The organism is Clostridium prolinivorans, from assembly GCF_004011155.1.
GTDB lineage: Bacteria > Bacillota > Clostridia > Clostridiales > Clostridiaceae > Clostridium_AT > Clostridium_AT prolinivorans.
The window spans coordinates 91,600-117,152 of record NZ_RJWG01000006.1 but is presented as its reverse complement, the minus strand read 5'-3'; the positions used below and the strand labels follow the sequence as shown (position 1 = coordinate 117,152).

General features: G+C 27.6%; 24 protein-coding genes and 1 riboswitch. All 24 genes read left to right on the top strand.

All coding sequences use genetic code 11. The features are described from left to right. Positions 1 to 6 precede the first annotated feature (6 nt). The 24 genes from EGD97_RS07280 (at position 7) to EGD97_RS07165 (ending at position 25,504) form a co-directional block, all read left to right on the top strand. Positions 7 to 498 (top strand): HD domain-containing protein, encoded by a 492-nt coding sequence (locus EGD97_RS07280; protein WP_228201986.1) that lies wholly within the window; start codon positions 7 to 9, stop codon positions 496 to 498. Positions 499 to 539: 41 nt separating this feature from the next. After that, positions 540 to 1,700, top strand: a complete 1,161-nt coding sequence (locus tag EGD97_RS07275) for an MFS transporter (RefSeq protein WP_127836916.1) — start codon at positions 540 to 542, stop codon at positions 1,698 to 1,700. Positions 1,701 to 1,754: 54 nt separating this feature from the next. Beyond that, positions 1,755 to 2,561 (top strand): dihydropteroate synthase, encoded by an 807-nt coding sequence (folP, locus tag EGD97_RS07270; protein ID WP_127836937.1) that lies wholly within the window; start codon positions 1,755 to 1,757, stop codon positions 2,559 to 2,561. A gap of 20 nt (positions 2,562 to 2,581) precedes the next feature. Next, positions 2,582 to 3,406 (top strand): 2-amino-4-hydroxy-6-hydroxymethyldihydropteridine diphosphokinase, encoded by an 825-nt coding sequence (gene folK, locus EGD97_RS07265; protein WP_127836915.1) that lies wholly within the window; start codon positions 2,582 to 2,584, stop codon positions 3,404 to 3,406. 316 nt (positions 3,407 to 3,722) lie between these two features. Beyond that, positions 3,723 to 4,553: a BglG family transcription antiterminator LicT gene (gene licT, locus EGD97_RS07260; RefSeq protein ID WP_127836914.1), complete on the top strand. Its 831-nt coding sequence runs from the start codon at positions 3,723 to 3,725 to the stop codon at positions 4,551 to 4,553. 128 nt (positions 4,554 to 4,681) lie between these two features. Beyond that, positions 4,682 to 6,583 (top strand): beta-glucoside-specific PTS transporter subunit IIABC, encoded by a 1,902-nt coding sequence (locus EGD97_RS07255; RefSeq protein WP_127836913.1) that lies wholly within the window; start codon positions 4,682 to 4,684, stop codon positions 6,581 to 6,583. A gap of 33 nt (positions 6,584 to 6,616) precedes the next feature. Continuing rightward, on the top strand, positions 6,617 to 8,071 hold the full coding sequence (locus EGD97_RS07250; protein ID WP_127836912.1) for a glycoside hydrolase family 1 protein: 1,455 nt from the start codon (positions 6,617 to 6,619) through the stop codon (positions 8,069 to 8,071). 71 nt (positions 8,072 to 8,142) lie between these two features. Continuing rightward, positions 8,143 to 8,976 carry a Cof-type HAD-IIB family hydrolase gene (locus EGD97_RS07245; RefSeq protein WP_127836911.1) on the top strand — a complete coding sequence of 278 codons (834 nt, stop codon included), beginning with the start codon at positions 8,143 to 8,145 and terminating at the stop codon, positions 8,974 to 8,976. Between the two features lie 76 nt (positions 8,977 to 9,052). Then, complete coding sequence (locus tag EGD97_RS07240; protein ID WP_127836910.1) at positions 9,053 to 9,673, top strand: cupin domain-containing protein; 621 nt, start codon at positions 9,053 to 9,055, stop codon at positions 9,671 to 9,673. Positions 9,674 to 9,914: 241 nt separating this feature from the next. Continuing rightward, positions 9,915 to 10,097, top strand: a riboswitch (Lysine riboswitch). Positions 10,098 to 10,228: 131 nt separating this feature from the next. Then, positions 10,229 to 11,068: a transporter substrate-binding domain-containing protein gene (locus EGD97_RS07235; protein WP_078682826.1), complete on the top strand. Its 840-nt coding sequence runs from the start codon at positions 10,229 to 10,231 to the stop codon at positions 11,066 to 11,068. A 23-nt stretch (positions 11,069 to 11,091) separates the two neighbouring features. Beyond that, positions 11,092 to 11,820 (top strand): amino acid ABC transporter permease, encoded by a 729-nt coding sequence (locus tag EGD97_RS07230; RefSeq protein WP_078682827.1) that lies wholly within the window; start codon positions 11,092 to 11,094, stop codon positions 11,818 to 11,820. Between the two features lie 49 nt (positions 11,821 to 11,869). Further along, a complete protein-coding gene (locus EGD97_RS07225) occupies positions 11,870 to 12,610 on the top strand; it encodes an amino acid ABC transporter ATP-binding protein (RefSeq protein ID WP_078682828.1) in 741 nt (246 codons plus the stop codon). Between the two features lie 243 nt (positions 12,611 to 12,853). Continuing rightward, positions 12,854 to 13,618 carry a DeoR/GlpR family DNA-binding transcription regulator gene (locus tag EGD97_RS07220; protein WP_127836909.1) on the top strand — a complete coding sequence of 255 codons (765 nt, stop codon included), beginning with the start codon at positions 12,854 to 12,856 and terminating at the stop codon, positions 13,616 to 13,618. A gap of 27 nt (positions 13,619 to 13,645) precedes the next feature. After that, positions 13,646 to 14,578, top strand: coding sequence for a 1-phosphofructokinase (gene pfkB / locus EGD97_RS07215; protein WP_127836908.1), 933 nt, complete (start codon positions 13,646 to 13,648; stop codon positions 14,576 to 14,578). Beyond that, positions 14,578 to 15,018: a PTS sugar transporter subunit IIA gene (locus EGD97_RS07210; protein ID WP_127836907.1), complete on the top strand. Its 441-nt coding sequence runs from the start codon at positions 14,578 to 14,580 to the stop codon at positions 15,016 to 15,018. The genes pfkB and EGD97_RS07210 overlap by 1 nt, the downstream gene beginning before the upstream one ends. A 158-nt stretch (positions 15,019 to 15,176) precedes the next feature. After that, the gene (locus tag EGD97_RS07205) at positions 15,177 to 16,544 is read left to right on the top strand and encodes a PTS fructose transporter subunit IIC (protein WP_127836906.1); all 1,368 of its coding nucleotides are present in this window, start codon (positions 15,177 to 15,179) and stop codon (positions 16,542 to 16,544) included. Between the two features lie 344 nt (positions 16,545 to 16,888). Continuing rightward, entirely contained in the window at positions 16,889 to 18,385 is a 1,497-nt protein-coding gene (locus EGD97_RS07200) for an efflux RND transporter periplasmic adaptor subunit (RefSeq protein ID WP_127836905.1), read from the top strand. Positions 18,386 to 18,477: 92 nt separating this feature from the next. Then, positions 18,478 to 19,134: an ABC transporter ATP-binding protein gene (locus EGD97_RS07195; RefSeq protein WP_078682859.1), complete on the top strand. Its 657-nt coding sequence runs from the start codon at positions 18,478 to 18,480 to the stop codon at positions 19,132 to 19,134. Then, positions 19,131 to 20,300 (top strand): ABC transporter permease, encoded by a 1,170-nt coding sequence (locus EGD97_RS07190; protein ID WP_127836904.1) that lies wholly within the window; start codon positions 19,131 to 19,133, stop codon positions 20,298 to 20,300. Before EGD97_RS07195 ends, EGD97_RS07190 begins: the two co-directional genes overlap by 4 nt. 74 nt (positions 20,301 to 20,374) lie before the next feature. Continuing rightward, positions 20,375 to 21,061 carry a response regulator transcription factor gene (locus EGD97_RS07185; RefSeq protein ID WP_078682842.1) on the top strand — a complete coding sequence of 229 codons (687 nt, stop codon included), beginning with the start codon at positions 20,375 to 20,377 and terminating at the stop codon, positions 21,059 to 21,061. Continuing rightward, a complete protein-coding gene (locus EGD97_RS07180; RefSeq protein WP_127836903.1) occupies positions 21,051 to 22,580 on the top strand; it encodes a sensor histidine kinase in 1,530 nt (509 codons plus the stop codon). The genes EGD97_RS07185 and EGD97_RS07180 overlap by 11 nt, the downstream gene beginning before the upstream one ends. 178 nt (positions 22,581 to 22,758) lie before the next feature. Then, entirely contained in the window at positions 22,759 to 22,944 is a 186-nt protein-coding gene (locus tag EGD97_RS07175) for a hypothetical protein (RefSeq protein ID WP_127836902.1), read from the top strand. Next, complete coding sequence (locus EGD97_RS07170) at positions 22,919 to 23,404, top strand: hypothetical protein (RefSeq protein WP_127836901.1); 486 nt, start codon at positions 22,919 to 22,921, stop codon at positions 23,402 to 23,404. Before EGD97_RS07175 ends, EGD97_RS07170 begins: the two co-directional genes overlap by 26 nt. Positions 23,405 to 23,425: 21 nt before the next feature. Beyond that, on the top strand, positions 23,426 to 25,504 hold the full coding sequence (locus EGD97_RS07165; protein WP_127836900.1) for a helix-turn-helix domain-containing protein: 2,079 nt from the start codon (positions 23,426 to 23,428) through the stop codon (positions 25,502 to 25,504). Positions 25,505 to 25,553 lie beyond the last annotated feature (49 nt).

The window sequence follows — 25,553 nt, the reverse complement described above, 5'->3', positions numbered from 1 at the left end:
AAAGAGATGAATGAAAATATAGACAGAATAAATTTAATACTTAATAATAAGTTTTATATTGAATGTATTAAAAAAATCGAAAATTATGAAAAAGATAGAATTTATTGCAAGCATAATATAGAACATTTTTTAGATGTAGCAAGAATTGCTTATATTATAAATTTAGAAAATAAACTAAATATAAAAAAGGATATTATATATGCTGCAGCTCTTTTACATGATATTGGAAGATTAAAACAATATGAACAAGGAATTCCTCATAATATTGCTGGCTGTGAATTATCAATTGATATTCTCAAATCAGCTAATTATAATGAAGAAGAAATAAATGAAATAACTAAAGCTATTTCAGAACATAGAAATTTAGATAATAATGAAAATAAATTAGCAAGTATTATTTATTTTAGTGATAAAAAATCTAGAAACTGCTTTAAATGCTCTGCAAGAGAAAGCTGTAATTGGAAAGAAGAAAATAAAAACTTCAACATTATATATTAAAATTTGGGGGACTAAATAAATTAATTTAGGGGAGAAGAGAAATGGTAACATTATTATTAATTATTATTTACATAGCTTTTATAAGCTTAGGACTTCCTGATTCTATGCTTGGAGCTGCATGGCCTGCTATAAGAAGTGATTTTTCTTTGCCAATACAAGGAGCAGGATTAATATCTATGATTATATCTGGAGGTACTATTGTTTCAAGTTTAATAAGTGGTAAATTAATTAAAAAATTAGGTACTGGAAAACTTACACTAATAAGTGTTTTTATGACTGCTGTAGCTTTGTTTGGTTTTTCTATAAGTAAAAATTACTTATGGCTTTGTATAATGGCAATACCATTAGGACTTGGTGCAGGTGCTGTTGACTCTGGACTTAATAATTTTGTAGCTTTGCATTTTTCAGCAAGGCATATGAGCTGGCTTCATTGTTTTTGGGGAGTTGGTGCAACATTAGGTCCTATTATTATGTCAGCTGCTATATCTAAAAAAAGCTCATGGCATAAAGGTTATTTAACTGTATCAATAATTCAGATGTGTTTAGTTATAATTTTGTTTGCTGCTTTACCTCTTTGGAAAACGTATAATGATAGTGAAATGGAAAATTTAGAAGAGGAAAGTGAAAAAGAAAGTATATTTAAACTCTCTGGAATATTGCCAGCACTTATAGGTTTCTTTTGCTATTGTGCTTTAGAAAGTACTGCTGGGTTATGGGGAGCCAGTTATTTTGTGCAGATAAAAAATATTTCTCCTAATGTTGCAGCAGCGTGGGTATCTATGTATTATTTAGGTATTACTATAGGAAGATTTATTAGCGGATTTATTACAGTTAAGTTTAAAAATACAGACTTAATAAGAGCAGGGCAGATTATTATAGGTATAGGTGCTATTTTGCTTTTAGTTTTTGATAAACCTTATATAAATCTTTTTGGTCTTATTTTTATAGGGATGGGATGTGCTCCTATTTATCCTTCTATGCTTCATGAAACACCGGTACGTTTTGGTAAAAGCAATTCTTCAAGGCTTATGGGTATACAAATGGCTAGTGCCTACATTGGTACAACTTTAGTGCCGCCAGTTCTTGGATTAGTTTTTGGAAAGATAGGAATGGGGCTTTATCCGGTATTCATTTTAATATTGATGATTATTATGTTTATAAGTAGTGAAAAAATAAATAATATAGTAAAGTTTAAAATTTAATATTTATATTTGATATATAACTAAAGAAAGAGGTGATTTTAGTTGAGTAAAATTATAAAAATAGGTAAAAGTGAATTTGAACTTGGCAAAAGGACTTATATTATGGGAATACTTAATGTAACGCCGGATTCTTTTTCTGATGGTGGAAAATTTAATACACTTGAAAGTGCTGTAAAACGTGCTAAAGAAATGGTTGAGCAAGGAGCAGATATTATAGATGTTGGAGGAGAATCTACAAGACCAAATCATATTCCTGTAAGTGAAGAAGAAGAAATAAAAAGGGTAATACCTGTAATAAGGGCTTTAGCAAAAGAGATAGATGTTCCTATTTCTGTAGATACATATAAAGCTAATGTGGCTGAAATAGCTGTTAAAGAAGGAGCATCTCTTATAAATGATGTATGGGGATTTAAAAGAGAACCTAAAATTGCACAAGTAGCGGCTAAATATGATGCTGCATGCTGCTTAATGCATAATAGAAATAATAATATTTATGATAATATTATAGATGATATTATTAATGATTTGAAAGAAAGTATAAAAATTGCTTTAAAAGCAGGAGTAAGTCCAGATAAAATTATTTTAGATCCTGGTATTGGTTTTGCTAAAGATTATAATCAAAATCTAATTGTTATGAATAAATTAGAAAAATTAACTACTTTAGGTTATCCTGTAATGTTAGCAACATCAAGAAAATCAATGATAGGAAATACATTAAACCTCCCTCCTGAAGATAGAGTAGAAGGAACTATAGCTACAACAGTTATAGGTATAATGAAAAATTGTGATTTTGTAAGGGTTCATGATATTATACAAAATAAAAGAGCATGTATGATGACAGATGCTATTGTTAGAAAATAATTATTTGGGTTGGTGGATTTATGGACAAAATATATATAAAAGATTTAGAGGTATATGCTTTTCATGGTGTTAATAAAGAAGAAAAAAATATGGGACAAAAATTTTTAATATCCATAGAACTTAGTCTTAGTTTAAGAGAGGCAGGGAAAACAGATAATTTAAATGCAACAGTAAATTATGCAAAGCTTTGTCATGATATAGAAAGAGAATTTACAAAGGAAAGTTATAATTTGATTGAAAAATCTGCTGAAGCTTTAGCAAATTTTATTTTGCTTAATTATTATCAAGCAGAAGGAGTTAAAGTATTAGTAAAAAAGCCATGGGCACCTATTGGAAAGTCGTTAGATTATGCTGCCGTAGAAATTGAAAGGTATTGGCATAAAGCTTATATAGGTCTTGGTTCTAATATGGGAGATAAAGAGGAAAATATAAAAAAGGCTTTAGAATACATAAATACTGATAAATGCAGAGTAGAGAAAGTATCAAATATATACAATACAAAACCTGTTGGATATTTAGATCAAGATGAATTTTTAAATTGTGCAGCAGAAATAAAAACTTTACTTACACCTGAAGAATTAATTAGATTTTTGCTTAATATTGAAAAAGAATTAAAAAGAGAGAGAATTATAAAATGGGGACCTAGAACTATAGACTTAGATGTACTTCTTTATGATGATATAATAACATCATCTGAAGAGATTACAGTACCTCATCCAAGAATGCATGAGAGATTATTTGTATTGAAACCATTAAGTGATATAGCACCTTATTTAATACATCCAATACTAAATAAGAGGATAATATCTTTGGAAGAAGAACTATCAAAAGTTCAAAATCTTTAAAATATAATAAATAGCCGTAAATTAAGGGCTTTGATTAAATTTATTAAAATATAAATATACAAAAAGCACTAAGATTTGCGGCTATTTTACAATAGTCTACAAAAATAAGAGATAAAAAATTAAAAAATACAAAAAAAATATTGACAATTAAAATAAAATAAGTTATTCTTTATATATCAGAAAACGTTTATAAGTATTTTGGATTGTTACTGATTCGATCAGGCGAGACCTTAACTTATTAACATGGATTTATTTTATCTATGTTAATAAGTTAAGGCTTTTTTGTTAAAAATATAGATTGAAAAGGGGGGGAAATATGATAATAAAAAAGATATTTAATAACAATGCTATAGTAGCAAAAGATTCAAATAAAAATGATATTGTTATTATGGGTTGTGGAATTGCATTTAAAAAAAGTGTAGGCGATGAAGTAGACGAAAATCTAATTGAAAAGATATTTATTCTTAAACAAAAAGATGCTTCAGAAAAATTTAAGCTATTACTAGAAGATGTCCCTTCAGAATATGTTTCTTTGTGTTATGACATTATTGAATATGCAAAAAATATATTAAATGTTAAATTAAATGATTATTTATATGTTACCCTCACTGATCATATTTACAATACTATTAAACTGTTTGATGAAGGTATAAAAAATTCAAACCCTTTAATTTGGGAGATTAAAAAATTTTATCCTAAAGAGTATAATATTGGATTAAAAGCATTAGAATTTATAGAAAGTGAATTGGGTAAAAAGCTTCCAGAAGATGAGGCAGGAAATATAGCCCTGCATTTAATAAATGCTCAAATAAATAATTCATTTTCTAATATAGAAAACATAGCTGATCAAACTAAAAAAATACAAGATATTTTAAACATTGTAAGGTATACTTATGGTATAACTTTAGATGAAAAATCAATAAGCTATGAAAGATTTGTTACACATTTAAGATTTTTTTTCCAAAGGTTAAATAAAAAAGAACAGATAAATGAAGTAGAAGATGATTTTTTACTAAAAAAGGTTAAAACAAAGTATAAAAAAGCTTATGAATGTATGTTAAAAATAGAAAAATATTTAGGAATAGAACTATCAGATGAAGAAAAACTATATTTAACAATTCATATTCAGCGTATAACTCAAAGATAAAAATATAATATTGTTTTGGATTGTTACTGGTAAAGCAGGCGAGACCATCTAAGTAGTATAAAATATTTATATTATACTATTTTATTGGTCTCGCTTTTTTATATAAAAAAATAAAAGGAGATGGTTTTATGAAATACGAAAAACTAGCAAAAGATATTATTGAAAATGTAGGTGGAAAAGAAAATGTAATTAGCTTAACTCACTGTATTACTCGTTTACGTTTTAAATTAAAGGACGAAAGCAAGGCAAATACAGAAGTTTTAAAGAAAATGGATGGAGTTGTAACTGTAGTTAAAAGCGGTGGTCAATATCAAGTGGTTATTGGAAATCATGTACCAGATGTATATGCTGATGTTGTGGCTGTAGGAGGATTTCAGACAGGAGATAGCGAAGAAACAGTTTCAGAGGAGAAAAAGAGTTTATTTAATGCATTTATAGATACAATTTCTGGTGTGTTTTCACCAACTTTAGGGGTATTGGCTGCAACAGGTATGATAAAAGGTTTTAATGCTTTGTTTGTAGCATTACATTTAATTACAAATACTTCAGGAACTTATCAAATTTTAAATGCCATTGGGGACTGCTTGTTTTACTTCTTCCCAATATTCTTAGGTTTTACAGCAGCTAAAAAGTTTAATGTAAATCAATTTATTGGTATGTCACTAGGAGCTATACTTGTTTATCCAACATTTACTACAATAATGGCGGGAAAACCATTATATACAATATTTGCAGGAACGCTTTTTGAATCACCTGTATATATAACATTTTTAGGTATTCCAGTTATATTAATGAGTTATTCTTCAAGCGTTATTCCAATTATATTATCTGTGTATATAGGATCTAAAGTTGAAAAATTATTTAAAAAGATAATACCAGATGTAGTAAAAACATTTTTAGTTCCATTTTTTACTTTATTAGTAGTTGCTCCTTTAGCATTAATTATAATTGGACCTATAGCAACTTGGGCAGGTAAATTACTTGGTACATTAACACTTTATATATATAACTTCAGCCCTGTTATTGCAGGAATATTTATGGGTGCTTTCTGGCAGGTATTTGTTATATTTGGATTACACTGGGGATTTGTTCCTATAGCAATAAACAACTTAGCAGTACTTCATTATGATCCAATTCTTGCAGGAACTTTTGCAGCTTCATTTGCTCAAATAGGTGTAGTTTTAGCAATACTTTTAAAAACAAAAGATAAAAAGTTAAAATCACTTTCTATACCAGCATTTATTTCAGGTATTTTCGGTGTTACAGAACCAGCTATTTATGGTGTAACTTTGCCACGTAAAAAACCATTTATATTAAGTTGTATCGCAGCTGCAGCAGGTGGTGGCATAATAGGACTTATGGGAACTAAAACTTATATGATAGGTGGACTAGGAATATTTGGGATACCAAGTTATATTGGACCTAATGGAATAGATAAGGGATTTTACGGTGCTATTATAGCTATAATTGTAGCTTTTGTATTAGGCTTTTTATTAATGATGTTTGCTGGATTTAAAGATGAAGAAGAAAATAAAGAAGTAGATAAAGATACAAATAATGGAGATGTTTTAATAAAACAAGAAGTAGTATCAAGTCCAGTTAAGGGAGAAGTTAAATCTTTATATGAAGCAGAAGATGAGGCTTTTTCAAAAGGTGCTTTAGGAAAAGGCGTTGCAATTGAACCTAAAGAAGGCAAAATAGTTGCTCCAGTAGATGGAATTTTAACTACATTATTTCCAACAGGACATGCTTTAGGAATTACAAGCGATAAAGGTTCTGAAATATTAATTCATATAGGAATGAATACTGTTCAATTAGATGGAAAATATTTTTATCCTAAGGCAAAACAAGGAGATCATATAAAAAAGGGTCAGGTAATATTAGAATTTGATATTGAAGCTATAAAAAAAGAAGGATATTTATTAACAACACCTGTAGTAATTACAAATTCAAGTAATTATTTAGATATTATTGAAACAGATAAAAAGAATATTAATTATGGAGAAGATTTATTAACAATAATGATTTAAAATATAAAACAAAAAAAGAGAGGAGAAAAAACAATGAATAATATATTAAAAAAATTCCCAGAAGGATTTTTATGGGGAGGCTCAACAGCTGCTAATCAGCTTGAAGGAGGTTATAATGAAGGAGGAAAGGGTTTAAGTATAGCTGATGTTTTGACTGCAGGAACAAATACTACACCTAGAAGGATTACTCCTGTTTTAGAAGATGGGACATATTATCCAAATCATGAAGCTATAGATTTTTACCATCGTTATAAAGAAGATATTAAATTATTTGCAGAAATGGGTTTTAAAACATTTAGAATGTCTATTGCTTGGTCAAGAATATTCCCAAATGGTGATGATGAAAAGCCAAATGAAGAAGGATTAAAATTTTATGATGATGTATTTGCAGAATTAAAAAAATATAATATTGAACCTTTAGTTACAATATCCCATTACGAAACACCTTTTAACTTAGCTAAAAAATATAATGGATGGGCAGATAGAAGGCTCGTGGATTTTTATGTTAAATACTGTGAAGTTATTTTTAATAGATATAAAAATGTAGTAAAATACTGGTTAACTTTCAATGAAATTAATGCTTTAACAATGCCTTTTGGAACTTTTATGGCTGGAGCAATTATGCCAGATGAAGATGGTGAAATTAGCAATAATATAAAAGATAATGAACAATTAAGATATCAAGCTCTTCATCATCAGTTTATAGCAAGTGCAAAAGCAGTAAAGTTAGGCCATGATATAAATAAAGATTTTAAAATAGGATGTATGATAGCTTACATGTGTTCTTATCCTCTTACATGTAATCCAGAAGATGTATTATTAGCTCAACAAAAGGATAATTTAAATAATTTCTTATGTTCAGATGTTCAAGTAAGAGGAGCATATCCTGGATTTGCAAAAAGATATTTTGCAGAAAAAAATATAAATATAGTAATGGAAGAAAATGATGAACAAATATTAAAAGAAGGCTGTGTAGATTTTTATACATTTAGCTATTATATGTCTAATTGTGTAAGTGCTGATCCTAATCAAGAAGAAATAGGCGGAAATCTTGTAATGGGATTAAAAAATCCATATTTAAAATCAAGTGATTGGGGATGGCAGATAGATCCAAAAGGATTAAGATGGGCATTAAATAATATTTATAATAGATATCAAATACCTGTAATGGTAGTTGAAAATGGTTTAGGTGCAGTTGATGTTATAGAAGAAGATGGATCTATTAATGACGATTATAGAATAGATTATTTAAGAGAGCATATTAAACAGATGAAAGAAGCTATAGCTGATGGAGTAGATTTAATAGGATATACTCCATGGGGCTGTATAGATTTAGTAAGTGCATCAACAGGAGAAATGAAAAAACGTTATGGATTTATATATGTAGATAAAGACAATGAAGGTAATGGTACTCTTAATAGATTAAAGAAAAAAAGTTTTTATTGGTATAAAAAAGTTATAGAAACAAATGGAGAAGATTTGGTATAATTATAATAAAATAATAAAGTGCAGTAAAAAACTGCACTTTATTTAATTTGTAAAATAGATAGGTGATTTTTATGGATTATGAATTAATTTGTATAGATATGGATGGGACTTTATTAAACAGTAAACACAGTATAAGTGAATTATCTAAAGAAACAATTAAAAAAGCACATAGTATGGGAGTTCATATAGTTGTTAATACTGGAAGAATTTATACTGATGCTGAGTATTTTTCTAATCTTTTAGGGGTAAAATCTCCAGTAATTGCTTCAAATGGAGCATTTATAAAAGAAAAAGATAAAGATGAAATTATTTATAAAAACATTTTAAAAGAAAGTGTATGTTTAAAGCTAATAGATGTATTCTCAAAATATAACGTTAACCCTACTTTTTTGACGCCTGATAAAATTTATTCAAGCAGTATAGTATGGAGAATTTTTATGCAATATTTAAAATTAAAAGGAATATTTAATAAAAATTTATGCTTTCAATATGTGCCCTTTTGGACTAAATGGGATAATATATTTAAACTTGAAAAAGAAAATATAATAAAATGTGAAGTTATGAGCAAAGATGAAAATAAATTAAAAAAAATCAGAGATGAATTAAAAACAATAGATGAAATAGAAATTGCAAGTTCAACAAAATATAACATTGAAATTACTAATAAAGGTGTTTCAAAAGGAAGAGCTGTGGAAATATTAAGTTCTTATTACGGCATAGATAGAGAAAAAATTATAGCAATTGGTGATAGTGAAAATGATTTGTCAATGATAGAATTTGCAGGTATGGGAATAGCTATGGGTAATGCTATTGATATAGTAAAAAATAAAGCAGACTTTATAACAGATACAAATGATAATAATGGGGTGGCAAAAGCTATAAATAAATTTGTGTTAAAAAAATAATATTACTTCAATCACATTTTTTTATATAGTACATATCATAATATTGTAAGCCTACTAAGAAGGAGATATTTAATGTATGTATAGTACTTATAAAACCCATCCATGTTTTAACTGCATGTATAGCCCCAATAATATGAATAATATTTATCAATGTCCTTATTATACTAATGCAATGATGTATAATCCAAACTTTGTAAGACAATTTGATGAACAATTTATACCTTTTAGTGATGAAATTGATAATGATGCAAAATTTAATTTTTTTAGATTAGATGACGATAATACTTTAATAAAATTAAAAGATTATGGTCCAGAACCTTTTGTAGTTAATCTTGAAGAAGCTACTAAGGAAAATAATACTTTCCGTACAGCTTTATGGACAGGAAACCATTTGCAGCTTACATTAATGAGTATTAATGTTGGGGAAGATATAGGTTTAGAAATTCATCCAAATGTTGATCAATTTATACGTATTGAAGAAGGTCAAGGACTTGCACAAATTGGAGATAGAAAAGACAATTTAAGTTTTCAAGCTAAAGTTTCTGATAATTATGCTGTTATTATACCTGCTGGTAAATGGCATAATATAATTAATACGGGAGATAAACCTCTTAAATTATATTCTATTTATGCACCACCTCAGCATCCACGTGGAACAGTTCATCAAACTAAAGCGGATGCAGAAGCTCATGAATAAAAAACTTAAAATATTGTAAAATTCTAAATATAATTTGTTTATATTATGATTAAACTACAATAAGCTGTAAATAAATTTCTATTATACAAGTATGCTCATTATTGATTTACTTGAAAATATAGTAGTCAATTTTAAGAAAAATACTTTTGTAGGATAATCATAGGATAAATTTACTATTGACTTAAAAAATATATTATTGTACACTATATCTGACAATTTAATATATAGCCTCATCTTTTGTAGATGAGGTAGAGGCGCGGTATTTAACAGTCTTTAGAGGAGCATGAGAAAGCTATGATGCTAAGGAGAAGGAAATATCGCCGAAGTGTGTAATATTCTCAGTATTACATGCTGGGCCTGCAGTTAAGAGCTGTAGGACTGTCTTAATAAACATCCCGGTTTATTAAGTTGTGCTATCTCATTTTGGGAAAGAAGAGGGGCTTAGCTCAAAGTGTATGTATTGAGACCTAAGTTTACCTTAGGTCTTTTTTATATGCAAAATATAATTAATAATTAATAAATAAGTTATAAATAATAAAAGGAGAATCAGTAATTATGAAAAAGAAATTATCAATATTAATATCAATGTCATTATCAGCAATTATGCTTTTATCAGGCTGTGCTTCAAACAGTTCAAATAAGGCAAAAAAAGATGAAGATCAAAATATTTTCAGGGTAGGAATGGAAGCTGGCTATGCTCCATTTAACTGGACTCAGACAGATTCATCTAATGGAGCTGTAAAAATTGAAGGCAGCTCAGAATATGCTGGAGGATATGATGTAGAAATAGCTAAAAAAATTGCAGATGGATTAGGTAAAAAGTTAGTAATAGTAAAAACTGAATGGGATGGACTTGTACCAGCAGTTACTTCAGGAAAAATTGATGCAATTATAGCAGGTATGTCACCAACAGCTAAACGTAAAGAAACTATTGATTTTTCAGATAACTATTATAAATCAGATTTAGTTATGGTTGTAAAAAAAGGCGGAAAATTTGAAAATGCTGATTCAATTCAAGACTTTGCAGGGGCAAAAATAACTGCTCAATTAAATACTTTTCATTATTCAGTAATAGATCAAATTAAAGGAGTAAATAAACAAAATGCTATGGATAATTTTCCTGCAATGAGAGTTGCTCTTGAATCAGGAATGATTGATGGATATGTTTCAGAGCGTCCTGAAGGAATTAGTGCTCAAAGTGCAAATCCAAACTTTAAAATGATAGAGTTTAAAGATGGATTTAATACATCAGAAGAAGATACTGCAATTGCTGTAGGTGTAGCTAAAAACAGTGGTTTAACTGAAAAAATAAATGAAATATTAAAAGGAATTTCAGAAGAAGAAAGAAAGGAAATTATGGATATTGCAATTAAAAATCAACCAGCAGCTAAATAAATATAAAAAAGGAGAGAATCAAAATGAGTTTTGATTGGATAGTTAAGATAGTTACGGAAAACTGGAGTATGTTTCTCCGTGGAGCTGCTATGACTTTGTTTATTTCTATGATAGGTACTGTTATAGGTTTTATAATAGGGCTTATTGTAGGTGTCATACGTACTACTCCAATACCAGAGAGAGGTATAACAAAAATACTTTTAAAATTTATAAATATAATTTTATCAATTTATATAGAAATATTCCGTGGTACACCTATGATTGTACAAGCTATGGTAATATACTATGGTTCAGCTTTAGCTTTTAATATAGATATGAATAAAATTTTTGCTGCTATACTTATAGTATCTATAAATACAGGAGCTTATATGTCAGAAATAGTAAGAGGAGGTATTGTTTCTATAGATAAAGGTCAGTTTGAAGCTGCTCATGCTATAGGAATGACACATTTTCAGACCATGATTAATGTAATATTACCCCAAGCTATTAGAAATATTCTACCAGCAACAGGTAATGAATTTGTAATAAACATAAAAGATACTTCAGTACTTAATGTAATTGCTGTATCAGAATTATTTTTCCAAACAAAATCTGTAGCAGGGAATAATTTTAGATACTTTGAGTCCTTTTTCGTTGCCTGCATACTTTATTTTATAATGACATTTACAGTTACAAGAATTTTGCGTTATATTGAAAAGAAGTTAGATGGACCTGAAAATTATATTATGAATTCTAATCAAATGCAAGTATAAGAGATATTTATAAAAAATAAGGCAATTTATAAAAGGAAGAGGAATAATTATGGAAAAAGTAATTGAAATAAATCATTTAAGTAAATCTTTTGGAAATCATGAAGTTCTAAAAGACATAGATTTTTATGTAAATAAAGGAGAAGTAATTTCTATAATAGGCTCATCAGGTTCTGGTAAATCTACTCTTCTTAGATGTATTAATCTTTTAGAAAAACCAACAGGAGGAGAAATAATATATAAAGGAGAGAATATTTTAGACCAAAGACATGATACCAGAGCTTATCGTACAAAGCTTGGCATGGTTTTTCAGCAATTTAATTTATTTGATAACCATAATGTATTAAGTAACTGCATAGTTGGACAGGTAAAAGTTTTAAAACGCTCAAAAGAAGAAGCAGAAAAGGTAGCTAGAAAATATTTAAGGGTTGTTGGAATGGAGCAATATATAAATGCAAAACCAAAGCAGCTTTCAGGAGGGCAAAAACAACGTGTAGCTATTGCAAGAGCACTTTCTATGGAACCAGATGTTATGCTTTTTGATGAGCCTACTTCAGCTCTTGATCCAGAGATGGTAGGAGAAGTTTTAAAAGTTATGAAAGAACTTGCTGAAACTGGACTTACAATGCTTATAGTAACTCACGAAATGGGTTTTGCTAAAGAAGTATCTGATCGTATAGTGTTTATGGATAAAGGTGTTATTGCAGAGGAAGGAACTCCTGAAGAAATTTTTAATAATCCAAAACAAGAGAGAACCAGAGAATTTTTAAAACGTACTTTAGAAAAAATATAAGAATGAGCTTAAACTTACTAAACTATAAAAAACTCCATTGTTTGTAGGAACATGGAGTTTTTTATGCGTTATTATGCTCATATGTGAGCGAATGAATTAATTTGCATGATTTTTTATAAATAAAAAATTTTAAAAAACTATAGAAAACGTATTGATTTAAATAAAAAAATAATATATAATTTAATCAATAAAAAGAAATGAGCATAAATAAGAATAAATAATCAAAAGTGAGAGTGAACTTCTATGTTTGTAGAAGAAAGGCAGCAAAAAATAGCAGAATTATTAGAACAAAAAAGAAGTATAAAGGTTAATGAGTTATCAGCCATATTTAATGTATCAGAATCTACAATAAGAAGAGATCTTCAAGATATGGAAGAAAAAGGGCTTTTAAAAAGAACCCATGGTGGTGCTGTAGGAATTAAAAAAACCAATTTTGAACCTACATTTAAAGAAAAAGAAGACGAAAAGCATACTGAAAAATCTTTTATTGCAAAGATTGCAGCTTCCTTAATTGAAGATGGAGATACTATAATTTTAGATTCAGGTACTACAACTTTAGAGATTGCAAAATGTATTGAAGCTAAAAATATAACTGTTATAACAAATTCCATTGATATAGCATCAGAACTTTCTAATAAAGACGACATAGAGCTTGTTGTTACAGGGGGAAATTTAAGAAAAATTACAAGAGCTATGGTTGGCCATATAACTGAGAATGTACTAAGAAATTTTAGAGTAGATAAAGCTTTTATAGGAGCTAATGGAATTTCTGTAGAAGAAGGAATAACTACTCCAAATTTTATAGAAGCTCAAACTAAAAAAGCTATGATGAATGTTGCCAATAAAGTTTATATTGTATCTGATAGTTCAAAGTTTAATCAAGTAAGTTTTTCTGTCATAAGTCCTATTAGGGCTGTAACTGCTATTATTACAAGTAAAGATTTAGATGAAGAAATAATAAAGGACTTTGAAGATGCAGGTGTTGAAATAATAAATAAAGGCGACTAATATAAGCAGAAAGGCGGTAAAATATAGATGGTAATAACTGTAACGTTAAATCCAGCTTTAGATAAAACATTAACTATTGAAAATTTTAAATTAGGTGCTGTAAATAGAGTATCTAATATCAGATACGATATAGGTGGTAAAGGAATAAACGTATCAAAAGTTCTTAAAAATTTTAATGTAGATTCTGTATGTACAGGATTTTTAGGTGGGATTTGGGAAAGCTATTTTATAGAAGAATTAAATAATAGAAAAATTTCTTCTAAATTTATTCATATAAATGAAAGTACAAGAACTAACACAAAAGTGGTAGATAGTGTTAATAAAGTATATACAGATATAAACGAAGCAGGACCTTATATAAAAGATAAAGAATTAGAAAGCTTTATAAAAACTTTTAGTGATTTATGCAAAAAAGATGATATAGTAGTATTATCTGGTGGAGTAAGTCCAAGTGTACCTTCTAATATTTATGGTGAACTTATTAAAATAGCAAAAGAAAAAGGTGCAATAACTATATTAGATGCTGAAGGAGAATTATTAGAAAAAGGAATTAAAGAAAAACCAGATATAATAAAACCTAATATACATGAATTAAAAAAACTTATGAATTTAGATGAAGAAAAAGAAGAAACTGTAATAGATGCTTCTAAAAAACTTATAAATTATGGTATAAAAAAAGTACTTGTTTCTTTAGGAGATAAAGGAGCAGTTTATGTAACAGAAAATAAAATACTAAAATGTGATGGTTTAAAAGTACCTGTTAAAAGTACGGTTGGAGCAGGAGATTCTATGGTTGCAGCTTTAGTATACAGCATAATAAAAAACTTTAGCGATGAATATACGTTAAAGTTTGCCAATGCAAGTGGGGCGGCTTCTGTAACATTAGAAGGAACAGAAGCTTGTACATTAGAACAAGTAGATAAATTAATAGATAAAGTTATAGTGAAGGAGGAGCAATAATGACAACAAGAGAAATGTTTTCAAAAGAAAGAGTAAATTTTAATTTAAAAGGAAGCAATAAAGATGAAGTTTTAAATGAACTTATAGACATTTTAGTAGCAGATGGAAAAGTAACAGATAAAGAAAAATTTAAAGATGCTGTTTTAAAAAGAGAAGAAGAATTCTCAACAGGAATAGGAATGGGTATTGCAATTCCTCATGGAAAAAGTTCAGCAGTTAAAGAAGCTTCTATTGTTTTTGGAAGAAGCAATAAAGGCATAGATTATGATTCTATGGATGGTAAGCCTGCACATTTATTTTTCCTTATAGCTGTTCCAGAAGAATCCAGTGATTTACATCTAAGAGCTTTAAGTGAAATATCAAGAAAACTTATGCATAATGATGTAAGAGAACAGTTATTTAAAGCAGAAACTTTTGAAGACTTTATAAAAGCTTTTTAAACTTTAAAAATTTTAATAAATAACATAATCTATATACTAAAAATATTTTATTAAAAGATATTAAGGTAAATAGTTTATAACTTACAATGCAATTATTCTATATTTTTATATAGGCTATTTACCTAAATATATATTATATTTTAAGGGAGGATTTATATATGAAAATTGTAGCTGTTACATCTTGTCCCACTGGTATAGCCCACACTTATATGGCTGCAGAAGCGCTCCAAATGGCAGCTAAAGAACTTGGTTACGAAATAAAAGTAGAAACTCAGGGTTCTGTAGGAGCAGAAAACGTTATAACAGAACAAGACTTAAAAGAAGCAAAGGCAGTTATTATTGCTGCTGACACTAATGTAGACAAGTCTAGATTTAAAGGCCTACCAATAGTAGAAGTTTCTGTTAAAGATGCAATAAAAGATCCTAAAGCATTAATAAATAAAGCTTTAAACGCTAAACCAAAAGAAAATTTAACAGAAGAAGTAAATAAAATAAAAGCTGAAGAAAAAGAATCAAGAAAAGGTCTATATAAACATTTAATGACTGGTGTTTCATACATGATACCTTTTGTTGTAGCAGGCGGTATATTAATAGCTTTAGGTTTTGCTTTTGGTGGTATATATGTTTATGAAAATGTAGGAAGTTTTGGAGAAATAATATTTTCAACAGGAAAATCAGCATTTGCTCTTATGATTCCAGTACTTGCAGGATATATTGCTTATTCTATAGGTGATAGACCAGGTTTAGTTCCAGGTTTTGTTGGTGGAGCACTTGCAGATAAATTAGGTGCAGGTTTTATAGGTGCATTGATTGCAGGTTTGATTGCTGGTTATGTAGTAGTTTTATTAAAGAAATATATTAAACTTCCAAAGTCTATGGAAGGTTTAATGCCAGTTTTAGTATTACCTGTTCTTTCTACAGCAATTATAGGAATTATAATGGTTTTAGTTTTAGGTGGTCCAGTAAAATCCATAAATGATGCTATGGCAGCTTGGCTTAATGGATTACAAGGAACTAGTGCAGTATTTTTAGGTATAATATTAGGTTGTATGATGGCTCTTGACATGGGTGGACCAGTAAACAAGGCAGCTTATGCTTTTGCAACAGCAACTATAGCAGCAGGTCAGCCTTCAACTATAATGGCAGCAGTAATGGCTGCTGGTATGGTACCTCCACTTGGACTTGCTTTAGCAACAGTTATTTCTAAAAACAAATTTACTCTTCAAGAAAGAGAAGCAGGTAAAGCAGCTTGGGCACTTGGACTTTCATTTATAACAGAAGGTGCAATACCATTTGCAGCATCAGATCCATTTAGAGTTATTCCATCTATAATGGTAGGTTCTGCAGTAACAGGAGCAATTTCAATGTTCTTTGGTTCAACATTAGCTGTTCCTCATGGTGGAATATGGGTATTATTTATACCTAATGTTGTAGGAAAGCTATTACCATATATAATAGCTATAGTAGCTGGTACAGTTGTTTCAGCCTTAATGCTTTCAATATTGAAAAAGCCTATTGAAAAATAAATTTTAATTAAATAAAACTTTCTATTGAACTTATTTAAATTTGTGCTTTTAAAATATTAGAAATTTCTAATATTTTAAAAGCACTTTTTTATTTTAATATACTATATCTGACAAAAACTATTTATTGTGGTCTAATCATACTATAAAATATTTATTTTTGTTTACATTTTATTTACAACAATGACACTTTAATGCCACTTTAAATTAATAAAATCATAAACATAGGATTTATATAATTTATTTATAAATAATTATTTTTCAATTTTTTTAAAAATTATATAGAGAGGTTAAATGTAAAATATTAAATTGCTACGAAATTTAAAAATTTAAAAGGAGGCTAATGAATGAAAAGTAAGGCATTAAAGGCTGTTATTGCAGGATTAATAGTTATTGGAGTTGGGTTTGGAGGATATTTTGGATATAAAGCTATTTTCCCTGAAAAATCAACCGTAGCTTCTGCTAGGTACATAACAGCTGCTGCAACAAAAAGAAATTTAGAAGTAAGTATACAAGGAACAGGTTCTGCTTATGCGGCAACAACTAAAGAAATAGGTCCTAATAATAATGGTACATTGCAGGGATTAACTTTAAAAGTAGGAGATAAAGTTACTGCAGGGCAAAAACTTTTTACTTCATACAGTGATGAACTTAATAGTGCTGTAACAACTGCACAAAATAATTTAAATGAGGCAAATATTAATTTAAAAAATGCTCAAAGTGATCTTACTAATGCGCAAAATGAATTAGCTGCTGCTCAAAGTGCAGCTGCTTCATCAGAAAAAGCTTCAGAAGATAATCAAGCTAATACAGGAAATAATAATCAAAATAATTCTGGACAAAATACTAAATCTATAGAGTCATATAAACTTGATGTTGAAAAAGCAAAATCTTCTGTAGAACAAGCTAAACTTAAAGTTACAGATGCAAAAAATAAATTAACAGAGGCTAAAAATGCTGTAAGCAAAATGACAGTAACAGCTCCTATATCTGGAGTAGTTACTGCAGTAAATAATGTAAATGGTGATAGTGTTCAAAGTGGAAAAGCAGTTTTAACAATAGTAGATATGTCTTCTATTAAAGTTAAAGTAGCAGTAGACGAGCTTGATATTACAAAAGTAAAATTAGGACAAAAAGCACAGGTAAAATTTGATGCTATTGAAGATAAGAGTTATGAAGGTAGTGTAGAGCAAATAGCAGAAGTAGGGACTTCTTCTAATAATGTTACTACTTATGATGTAGTTGTAGGAATAACAAATCCTGAAGGCATAAAAATTGGTATGAATGCAAATGTAACAATTTTAGTTGAAAGCAAAGAAAATGCATTAGTTATACCAGCAGAGGCTTTGATAGAAAATAACGGTAAAAAATTTGTAAGAGTTGAAAGTACAGATAATACAGGTACAACCCCTACTATACCAAACCAAAGTGCTAACCCTCAAGATGAAACAAGTAAGACATCTATAGAAAGTAAACAAGCACCTCAAGGAGAAAATACTAATTTACCAAAAGATGAAACAAGCAGTCAAAAAACAGCAAATACAAATAGTAATGCTCAAGGGACAAGAAATAGGCAATATGCATCATCAGGACAAAGTGGAGTATCTTCATCGCAAACTTCTATTAATGCAGGGAAATTAGTTGAAATTAAAACAGGACTTGAAAATGAAAATTACATTGAAGTAACAGAGGGACTTACAGAAGGCCAAAAGGTAATAATAACCCTTCCTCAAACAAGTACTACTACAACTAATAGTAGTAAAACTAATAGAAACACTATGGGAGGATTTAGTGGAGGAATGCCTATGGGTGGAGCTCCAAGCGGCGGATTTTCAAGAGATTAGTTTGTAAAAATGAGAGGAGGGTAAATAGATTGGAAGAGAGTGTATGCAGCAAAGAATTAATTAAAATAACAAATCTTGATAAATTTTATAAAATGGGAAATAACACTTTTAAAGCACTGAATAATATAAATTTAAGTATTTTTAAAGGCGAATATGTAGCTATAGTTGGACCTTCTGGTGCTGGTAAGTCTACACTTATGAATATAATAGGCTGTTTAGACATTCCAAGTGGTGGAGAGTATATATTAGATGGTTTAAATACAACAAAATGCAGTGATTCTAAACTTGCAGAAATAAGGAATAAAAAAATAGGTTTTATATTTCAAAATTATAATTTGCTTCCTAAATTAAATATATTAGAAAATGTTGAATTGCCACTATTATATTTAGGCTATCCCAATAATAAGATTAAAGAAAAAGCTAAAAAAGCTATAGAAAAAGTAGGACTTTTAAGTCATATAAAGCATAAGCCTTCAGAGCTTTCAGGAGGACAAATGCAAAGGGTAGCTATAGCAAGAGCTTTGGTTACTGAGCCACAGATTATTTTAGCCGATGAACCTACAGGTGCACTTGATAGTAAAACTGGGAAAGAAGTTTTAAAGATGTTAAGAGATTTAAATGAAGAAGGCAATACAATAATTATGATAACTCATGACAAAGAAGTAGCTGCTAATGCCAAAAGAATAGTTACTGTAATGGATGGTAAAATTATATCAGATGTTTTAAATGAAAAGGTGGTTATAGCATGAGGTTTTCAAAGCTTATAAAAATAGCATTATCTTCTGTTTGGAATAATAAAATGCGTTCATTTTTAACTATGCTTGGTATAATTATAGGTATATCTTCAGTAATTATACTTGTTGGTATTGGAGAAGGAACAAAAAAGAACATTACAGAACAAATAGAAAAGCTTGGTACAAATCTTATAACTGTTAATATTATGGGCAAAAGAAATTCTAATATTACAGATAAAGAAATAGAAGAATTAAAAAGTAAACCTGGTATTAAAGAAATTGCTCCATCTTTGTCATCAAATGTTAATATAAAATCAGGATCCCAATCAACAACTACAACATTAGAAGCATCTACACCTAATTATGCATCAATAAGAAAACTAACTTTAAGCGCAGGAAGATTTATAACTCAAAGGGACGTAGATAATAGATACAATGTACTTGTAATAGGACCAGAAACAGCTGAAAATCTATTTAAAACTACTAATGTAGTAGGAAAGAAAATGTATGTAAATGGTATTGAATTTAGTATAGTAGGATTACTTAAATCTGAAGGAACTTCAGCTAATGGCTCAAATGATGATAGAATAATACTTCCTATATCTACCGCAAAGAGACTTTTAAAAACTTCTAATATAACAACATTTTATATTGAAGCAGAAAGTAAAGATAAAGTTGAAGAGGCTATGGCATATACAACATTATTTTTAAATAAAAAATTTAATAACAATACACAAAGCTACAGAGTTATGAATCAAACTAGTCTTCTTGAAACCGCAAATTCTACAACAGAGAGTATGACAGCTATGTTAAGTGGAATTGCAGCTATATCTTTAATAGTTGGTGGTATTGGTATTATGAACATAATGCTTGTATCTGTTATTGAAAGGACTAGAGAAATTGGTATTAGAAAAGCAATTGGAGCAAAAAGAAGGGTAATACTTTTGCAATTTCTAATAGAAGCCTCAACTATAAGCAGTTTAGGAGGTATAGCAGGAGTTTTAATAGGCTACTTAGGTTCATATATTGGACTTAAATATTTTGAAACTACAATTGTAATTTCTGGAAATGTAGTAATTGCAGCATTTGCTTTTTCAGTGATTGTAGGAATAGTTTTTGGAATTTATCCAGCAAACAAAGCTTCTAAATTAAACCCTATAGATGCTTTAAGGTTTGAGTAGAAATTTAAACCACATTTGATATAATATATATTAAATGTGGTTTATTAACTAAATAATTAAAAGAGGTTAAATATATGAAAGAAAGAATTTTAATTGTTGATGATGAAGAAAGAATGCGAAAACTTATTGAAGCCTACTTAAAAAAAGAAGGATATGAAACTTTGCAAGCAGAAAATGGATTAGAGGCATTAAATATATTTAAAAAAGAAAAAATACATCTTATAATTTTAGATATAATGATGCCAATAATGGATGGCTATACTGTTTGTAGAGAAATAAGAAAAACTTCTAATGTGCCTATTATTTTTCTTACAGCAAAAGGAGAAGATGAAGATAAACTTCTTGGATTTGAACTTGGAACAGATCATTATGTTACAAAGCCTTTTAACATGAAAATATTAATAGCTAAAGTTAAATCTCTTATAAACAGAGTATATAACTCAACACCTCAAGAAAAAAAAGAATATTTTTGTGATGGACTTTATGTTGATGAATTATCTCATAAAGTTACTTTAGATGATGAAAATTTATATTTATCACCTAAAGAGTTTGATTTATTAATTTATTTTATGGCTAATAAAGGTATAGTTTTAAGTCGTGAGAAAATATTAAATGCTATTTGGGGATTAGATTTTGAAGGTGATTTAAGAACTGTAGACAGCCACATTAAAAGACTTAGAGAAAAGCTTGGTGATAAAGCTTATTTAATATCTACTATAAGAGGAACAGGATACAGGTTTGAGGCTAAAAATGAAGAGTAAAATAAATTTAATAAAAAAATTTAATAAGAAAAATATAACTATAACAAAAAAATTATTTATAATAAATGCTATTGTTTTTGCAATTTTTATAGGAAGTACATTAATAATACAATCTTTATTTTTTGAAAAATTATATATCTATAAAAAGAAAACAGATTTAATAGATATAATAAATAAATTAAAAGTAGAATACAACAAAGCTGATGAAGATACTCAGAAAGAATTAATTGAGGAATGTGAAATAAAAAATAATATAGAGATAATTGTATTGCAAAATTCTAATACAGTTAAAATTCTAAAATTTTTACCTTCCTTTTCTAATAACAGAGCGAACATGGGAAGAGCAAGAGAACTTACTGATTTTATAAAAATATGGCTTGAAGATGATAAAAATTTAATAAATTTAAATAAAAAAAATAAGAATATAATAGTATATTCAAATCCTAGGGATAAATCATCTCCACAAAATATAATAAATATATCAAGCAATGATGAAAAAGATGAAATATTTTTTGCTCTTACTTCATTACAGCCTGTAAATGAAGCGGTATCAGTTATTGAAAGATTATATTTATATTTTTGCATAGGAGCAGTTTTTTTCATAATATTATTATCTTTTATATATTCAAATATGATAGCTAAACCTCTTGTTAAAATAAATAAAGTAGCTACAAAACTTGCAAATTTAGATTTTTCGGAAAAATGTGAAGTAAAAAGCAATGATGAAATAGGTAATGTAGCAGCATCTTTAAATTTTTTGTCAGAAAATCTTGATAATGCTCTTACTTCTTTAAAAAAAGCTAATGCCAAACTTGAAGAAGATATAGAAAAAGAAAGAAAACTAGAAAAAATGAGAAGAGATTTTGTTGCGGCAGTATCGCATGAATTAAAAACACCTATAAGCTTAATAGATGGATATGCAGTAGGCTTAAAAGATAATATTTTTGAGAATGAGGATAAGGATTATTATCTTGATATAATAATAGATGAAGCTGAAAAAATGGGAAATTTAGTTTCTGATATGCTTGATTTATCATATCTTGAGTCAGGAAGTTTCAAGCTTACAAGGGAAGAATTTAATATTATACCTTTAATAAAAATAACATTAAAGAAGTATGAAAACTTAATAAAAGAAAAGAATGTTTCATTAGAAGTAAATCTTTATAGTGAAGTAAAAGTATTTGCAGATTGGAATAGATTAGAGCAGGTTTTAACAAATTTTATTACCAATGCTATAAGACATGTTAATGAAAATGGTAAAATATATGTAAGAACTCTTTATGAAGATGATTTTATAACTATTGAAATAGAAAATACAGGCTCACATATAAATGAAGAAGAAATCGATAAAATATGGGATCAATTCTATAAAATTGATAAATCTAGAAATAGAAAAATAGGAGGAACAGGTATAGGATTATCCATAGTAAAAAATATTCTTTTACATCATAATTATCCTTTTGGAGTGTTAAATACTAAAGCAGGAGTTAAATTTTATTTTAAGGTTCCTAAAATTTAATAGAAATTTTAAAAATAACTATACTTATTGTTGCTGTTATAGCTTCAAATATAAGTATAGTTATTTTTTGTAATCATAAAAAAGGATACCAAATCGTAAAAAATGAGCCCCAAAATAATTTTATATGAGTATATAATGAAAACGTATTAATAAAAAAGAAAAGATAGGGGGAATAAAAATGAATAAACTTTCAAAAATTGCGGTGGCTCTTACATTAGTAATGAGTACTTCGGTATTTGCTGGATGCTCAAATAAAAAATCATCTAATGAAAATGCTCAAAATTCAACTAATGCAGTAAACAAAATAGATCCAACTAAAATTTCAGGTACAGTTAATTTTGCAGTTTATAATAGTAGATGGTAAAGTTAAATATACAAATGAATATTTAACAATGAAAAAAGAAGATACTGAAATGGCTAAAAAAGTATATGGGATTAATGATTTTTGGCCTTTAAAGCAGCAATTGTTTTATGAAAAAACTATTAATACTAAATATTTGCCAGAAGAAGAAAAAAACTATAAAAATATAGTAAATTATTTTTCAAAGTATGCAATACATACACCTGAAACTATGGGGATTTTACCAGAGGAAGGAAGTCCCGAAGCTGGCATACTTCAAAAAATTAATGATTATTGGGAAAATCAATCAAGAAAAATGATATTAGCTAAATCTGAAAAAGATGTTGAAAATATATATAATGAATCAATTAAATATATTAATAAAATTGGTTATCAAAGAGTATATGATTTATCAAACGCTAAATTTAAAGCACAAAAAAAGAAAATAGGTAAAGAATTCAGTTATCCAGGAAATGTTAAGTAGATTTATTACGGAGGGGAACATATGAAAAAAATTACTAATATGTGTAATAAAATATATAAATATTTTTCTGAAATGAATCTACTTAACAAATTGTCATTAGTATATACTATTGCTATTTTTATTCCTGCTATAATAATGGGAATTTATACTTATTTTCAATATATGAATAATATGAAAAAAGAAGTATCGCAAAATTCTCATCAAATGCTTTTTCAAATAAAAGAAGATATAAAAAGAAAAATGGTAATAATAGAAGGAGTTGCTGATAACATAGCTTTTAATAGTAAAGTACAAAACTTACTTTATTATGGTATGGAATTTACACCAGAGGAATTAAATTATTATATTAATTCAATAGCAATGCCTATAGAATATGCATTAAATTTTAATGGAGCTAATATTTATCAAATATCTGTTTATTTTGTTAATAATACAATTCCTGAATATAATAATTTCTTAAAAGAAGAAAGAATAAAAGATGAAGAATGGCTTAAAAATTTTAAAAAAAGTAATGAAGATGAAATATGGATATATCCAGCAAAAAGTAATAAATTTGATTTTAATATGGCATCTAATGAAACCAATTCTAAAGTTTTAAAAATGGCAAAAAAAATTAAAAGTGTTAATGGTAAGTACCTTGGAGTTTTAACAATAGATATTCTTGAAGAAGATATTTTTTCTAATATAAACACAGAAATGGAAAACAGGAAAATTTTTGTAGTTAAGGGTAATAATATTATTTATCCTAATGATGATGATGATACACAAAAATATATTAGACTTCATAATGAAGAAATAAATAATAAAGAAAAGGGAGATTATTTTTACAATAATAAATTATATAGTTATGAAACAATTAATTCTCTAAACCTTAAAATTATAAGTAAAACTTTTGTAAATGGATTAGCACAGGAAACTTTAAAAACTAGTGGATATAATATTTTAGCTATAATTATAGGAAGCATAATATTAGCAATAGTTACGTATTTTATATTAAAAATGTTGTTTTCAAGACTTAATCAAATTGTAAAGGTTATGGAAGTTGTTGCACAAGGGAATTTTAATATAAAAATACCTATAGTTCATAGAGATGAAGTTGGGAAGATATCAGAAAATTTCAATATATTAATAGAAAAAATTAATACATTAATTAATGATATTGTAAAAAAAGAGACAGCACAAAAAGATGCCCAATTAATTGCTTTACAATATCAAATAAATCCACATTTTATATATAATACCATAGATATATTTAGAATGAAGTTAGAATTAGAAGGCAACTATGAAATAGCAGATTCAATTGCTAATTTTGGTAAAATGCTTAGATATAATATAAATAGAGATTCTCAATATTCTACGGTTAAAGACGAAATTGAGTATGTTGAAAAGTATATAAGCCTTCAGAAGCTTAGATATGGAAATAAAATTAATTTTAAATCAAATGTATATGAAATAAGTCAAAAGAATGATAAGTATAATTTTTCAAGTGAACTTAACAAAATTAAAGAATTTATACTTAATTATGATACTGTTCAAATTAGCAATTTAATTGAAATATTGTTTAGTAAAGAAAAAATAAAAGAAATATCTATAAACCAAATAAATAAACTATATAGAAAAATAATTAATATAATAAATGATATTGCAGCAACTAAAGAAGTATCTTTTCAAAATGAAAATTATAAAGAATTTAATAGTTTTAACAGTTTAAGTGATTTAAAAATATATTTAAAAACTCATATATTTGAATTCATTAATTTATTAAAAAAAAGAAATGAAACCAATTCTATATCTGACATTATAAAAAAATATGTACAAGAAAATTACTACAAAGATATAGATATGGCTGTAGCATCTAATATTGTTTCTTTAAGTTATTCGCATTTTAGCAAAATTTTTAAAGATGAAACAGGTATGAATTTTTCAGATTATCTTTTAAAAGTTCGAATGGAAAAAGCTTTAGAACTTTTAAGCGATCCTACAAACAAGATAAATGATGTATCAAAAAGTGTTGGGTATAATAATCCTAAACATTTTACAAGAGCTTTTAAAAAATATTTTGGATTTTTACCAAGTGAATATAGAGGGAAAAATAATTAGATTAAAAATATTTTATTTAGGAGAGGCTGTTAGAAGGTTGAATAAAGCT

Bases quoted from the DNA above. Each gene is read 5' to 3' on its own strand.
- EGD97_RS07280 (WP_228201986.1), top strand. From the start codon at position 7: ATGAATGAAAATATAGACAGAATAAATTTAATACTTAATAATAAGTTT.
- EGD97_RS07245 (WP_127836911.1), top strand. From the start codon at position 8,143: ATGGATTATGAATTAATTTGTATAGATATGGATGGGACTTTATTAAAC.
- EGD97_RS07205 (WP_127836906.1), top strand. From the start codon at position 15,177: ATGAAAATTGTAGCTGTTACATCTTGTCCCACTGGTATAGCCCACACT.
- EGD97_RS07230 (WP_078682827.1), top strand. From the start codon at position 11,092: ATGAGTTTTGATTGGATAGTTAAGATAGTTACGGAAAACTGGAGTATG.
- EGD97_RS07275 (WP_127836916.1), top strand. From the start codon at position 540: ATGGTAACATTATTATTAATTATTATTTACATAGCTTTTATAAGCTTA.
- EGD97_RS07255 (WP_127836913.1), top strand. From the start codon at position 4,682: ATGAAATACGAAAAACTAGCAAAAGATATTATTGAAAATGTAGGTGGA.
- EGD97_RS07180 (WP_127836903.1), top strand. From the start codon at position 21,051: ATGAAGAGTAAAATAAATTTAATAAAAAAATTTAATAAGAAAAATATA.
- EGD97_RS07235 (WP_078682826.1), top strand. From the start codon at position 10,229: ATGAAAAAGAAATTATCAATATTAATATCAATGTCATTATCAGCAATT.
- EGD97_RS07220 (WP_127836909.1), top strand. From the start codon at position 12,854: ATGTTTGTAGAAGAAAGGCAGCAAAAAATAGCAGAATTATTAGAACAA.
- EGD97_RS07165 (WP_127836900.1), top strand. From the start codon at position 23,426: ATGAAAAAAATTACTAATATGTGTAATAAAATATATAAATATTTTTCT.
- EGD97_RS07190 (WP_127836904.1), top strand. From the start codon at position 19,131: ATGAGGTTTTCAAAGCTTATAAAAATAGCATTATCTTCTGTTTGGAAT.
- EGD97_RS07240 (WP_127836910.1), top strand. From the start codon at position 9,053: ATGTATAGTACTTATAAAACCCATCCATGTTTTAACTGCATGTATAGC.
- EGD97_RS07210 (WP_127836907.1), top strand. From the start codon at position 14,578: ATGACAACAAGAGAAATGTTTTCAAAAGAAAGAGTAAATTTTAATTTA.
- EGD97_RS07200 (WP_127836905.1), top strand. From the start codon at position 16,889: ATGAAAAGTAAGGCATTAAAGGCTGTTATTGCAGGATTAATAGTTATT.
- EGD97_RS07225 (WP_078682828.1), top strand. From the start codon at position 11,870: ATGGAAAAAGTAATTGAAATAAATCATTTAAGTAAATCTTTTGGAAAT.
- EGD97_RS07250 (WP_127836912.1), top strand. From the start codon at position 6,617: ATGAATAATATATTAAAAAAATTCCCAGAAGGATTTTTATGGGGAGGC.
- EGD97_RS07185 (WP_078682842.1), top strand. From the start codon at position 20,375: ATGAAAGAAAGAATTTTAATTGTTGATGATGAAGAAAGAATGCGAAAA.
- EGD97_RS07175 (WP_127836902.1), top strand. From the start codon at position 22,759: ATGAATAAACTTTCAAAAATTGCGGTGGCTCTTACATTAGTAATGAGT.
- EGD97_RS07195 (WP_078682859.1), top strand. From the start codon at position 18,478: ATGGGAAATAACACTTTTAAAGCACTGAATAATATAAATTTAAGTATT.
- licT (WP_127836914.1), top strand. From the start codon at position 3,723: ATGATAATAAAAAAGATATTTAATAACAATGCTATAGTAGCAAAAGAT.
- folK (WP_127836915.1), top strand. From the start codon at position 2,582: ATGGACAAAATATATATAAAAGATTTAGAGGTATATGCTTTTCATGGT.
- pfkB (WP_127836908.1), top strand. From the start codon at position 13,646: ATGGTAATAACTGTAACGTTAAATCCAGCTTTAGATAAAACATTAACT.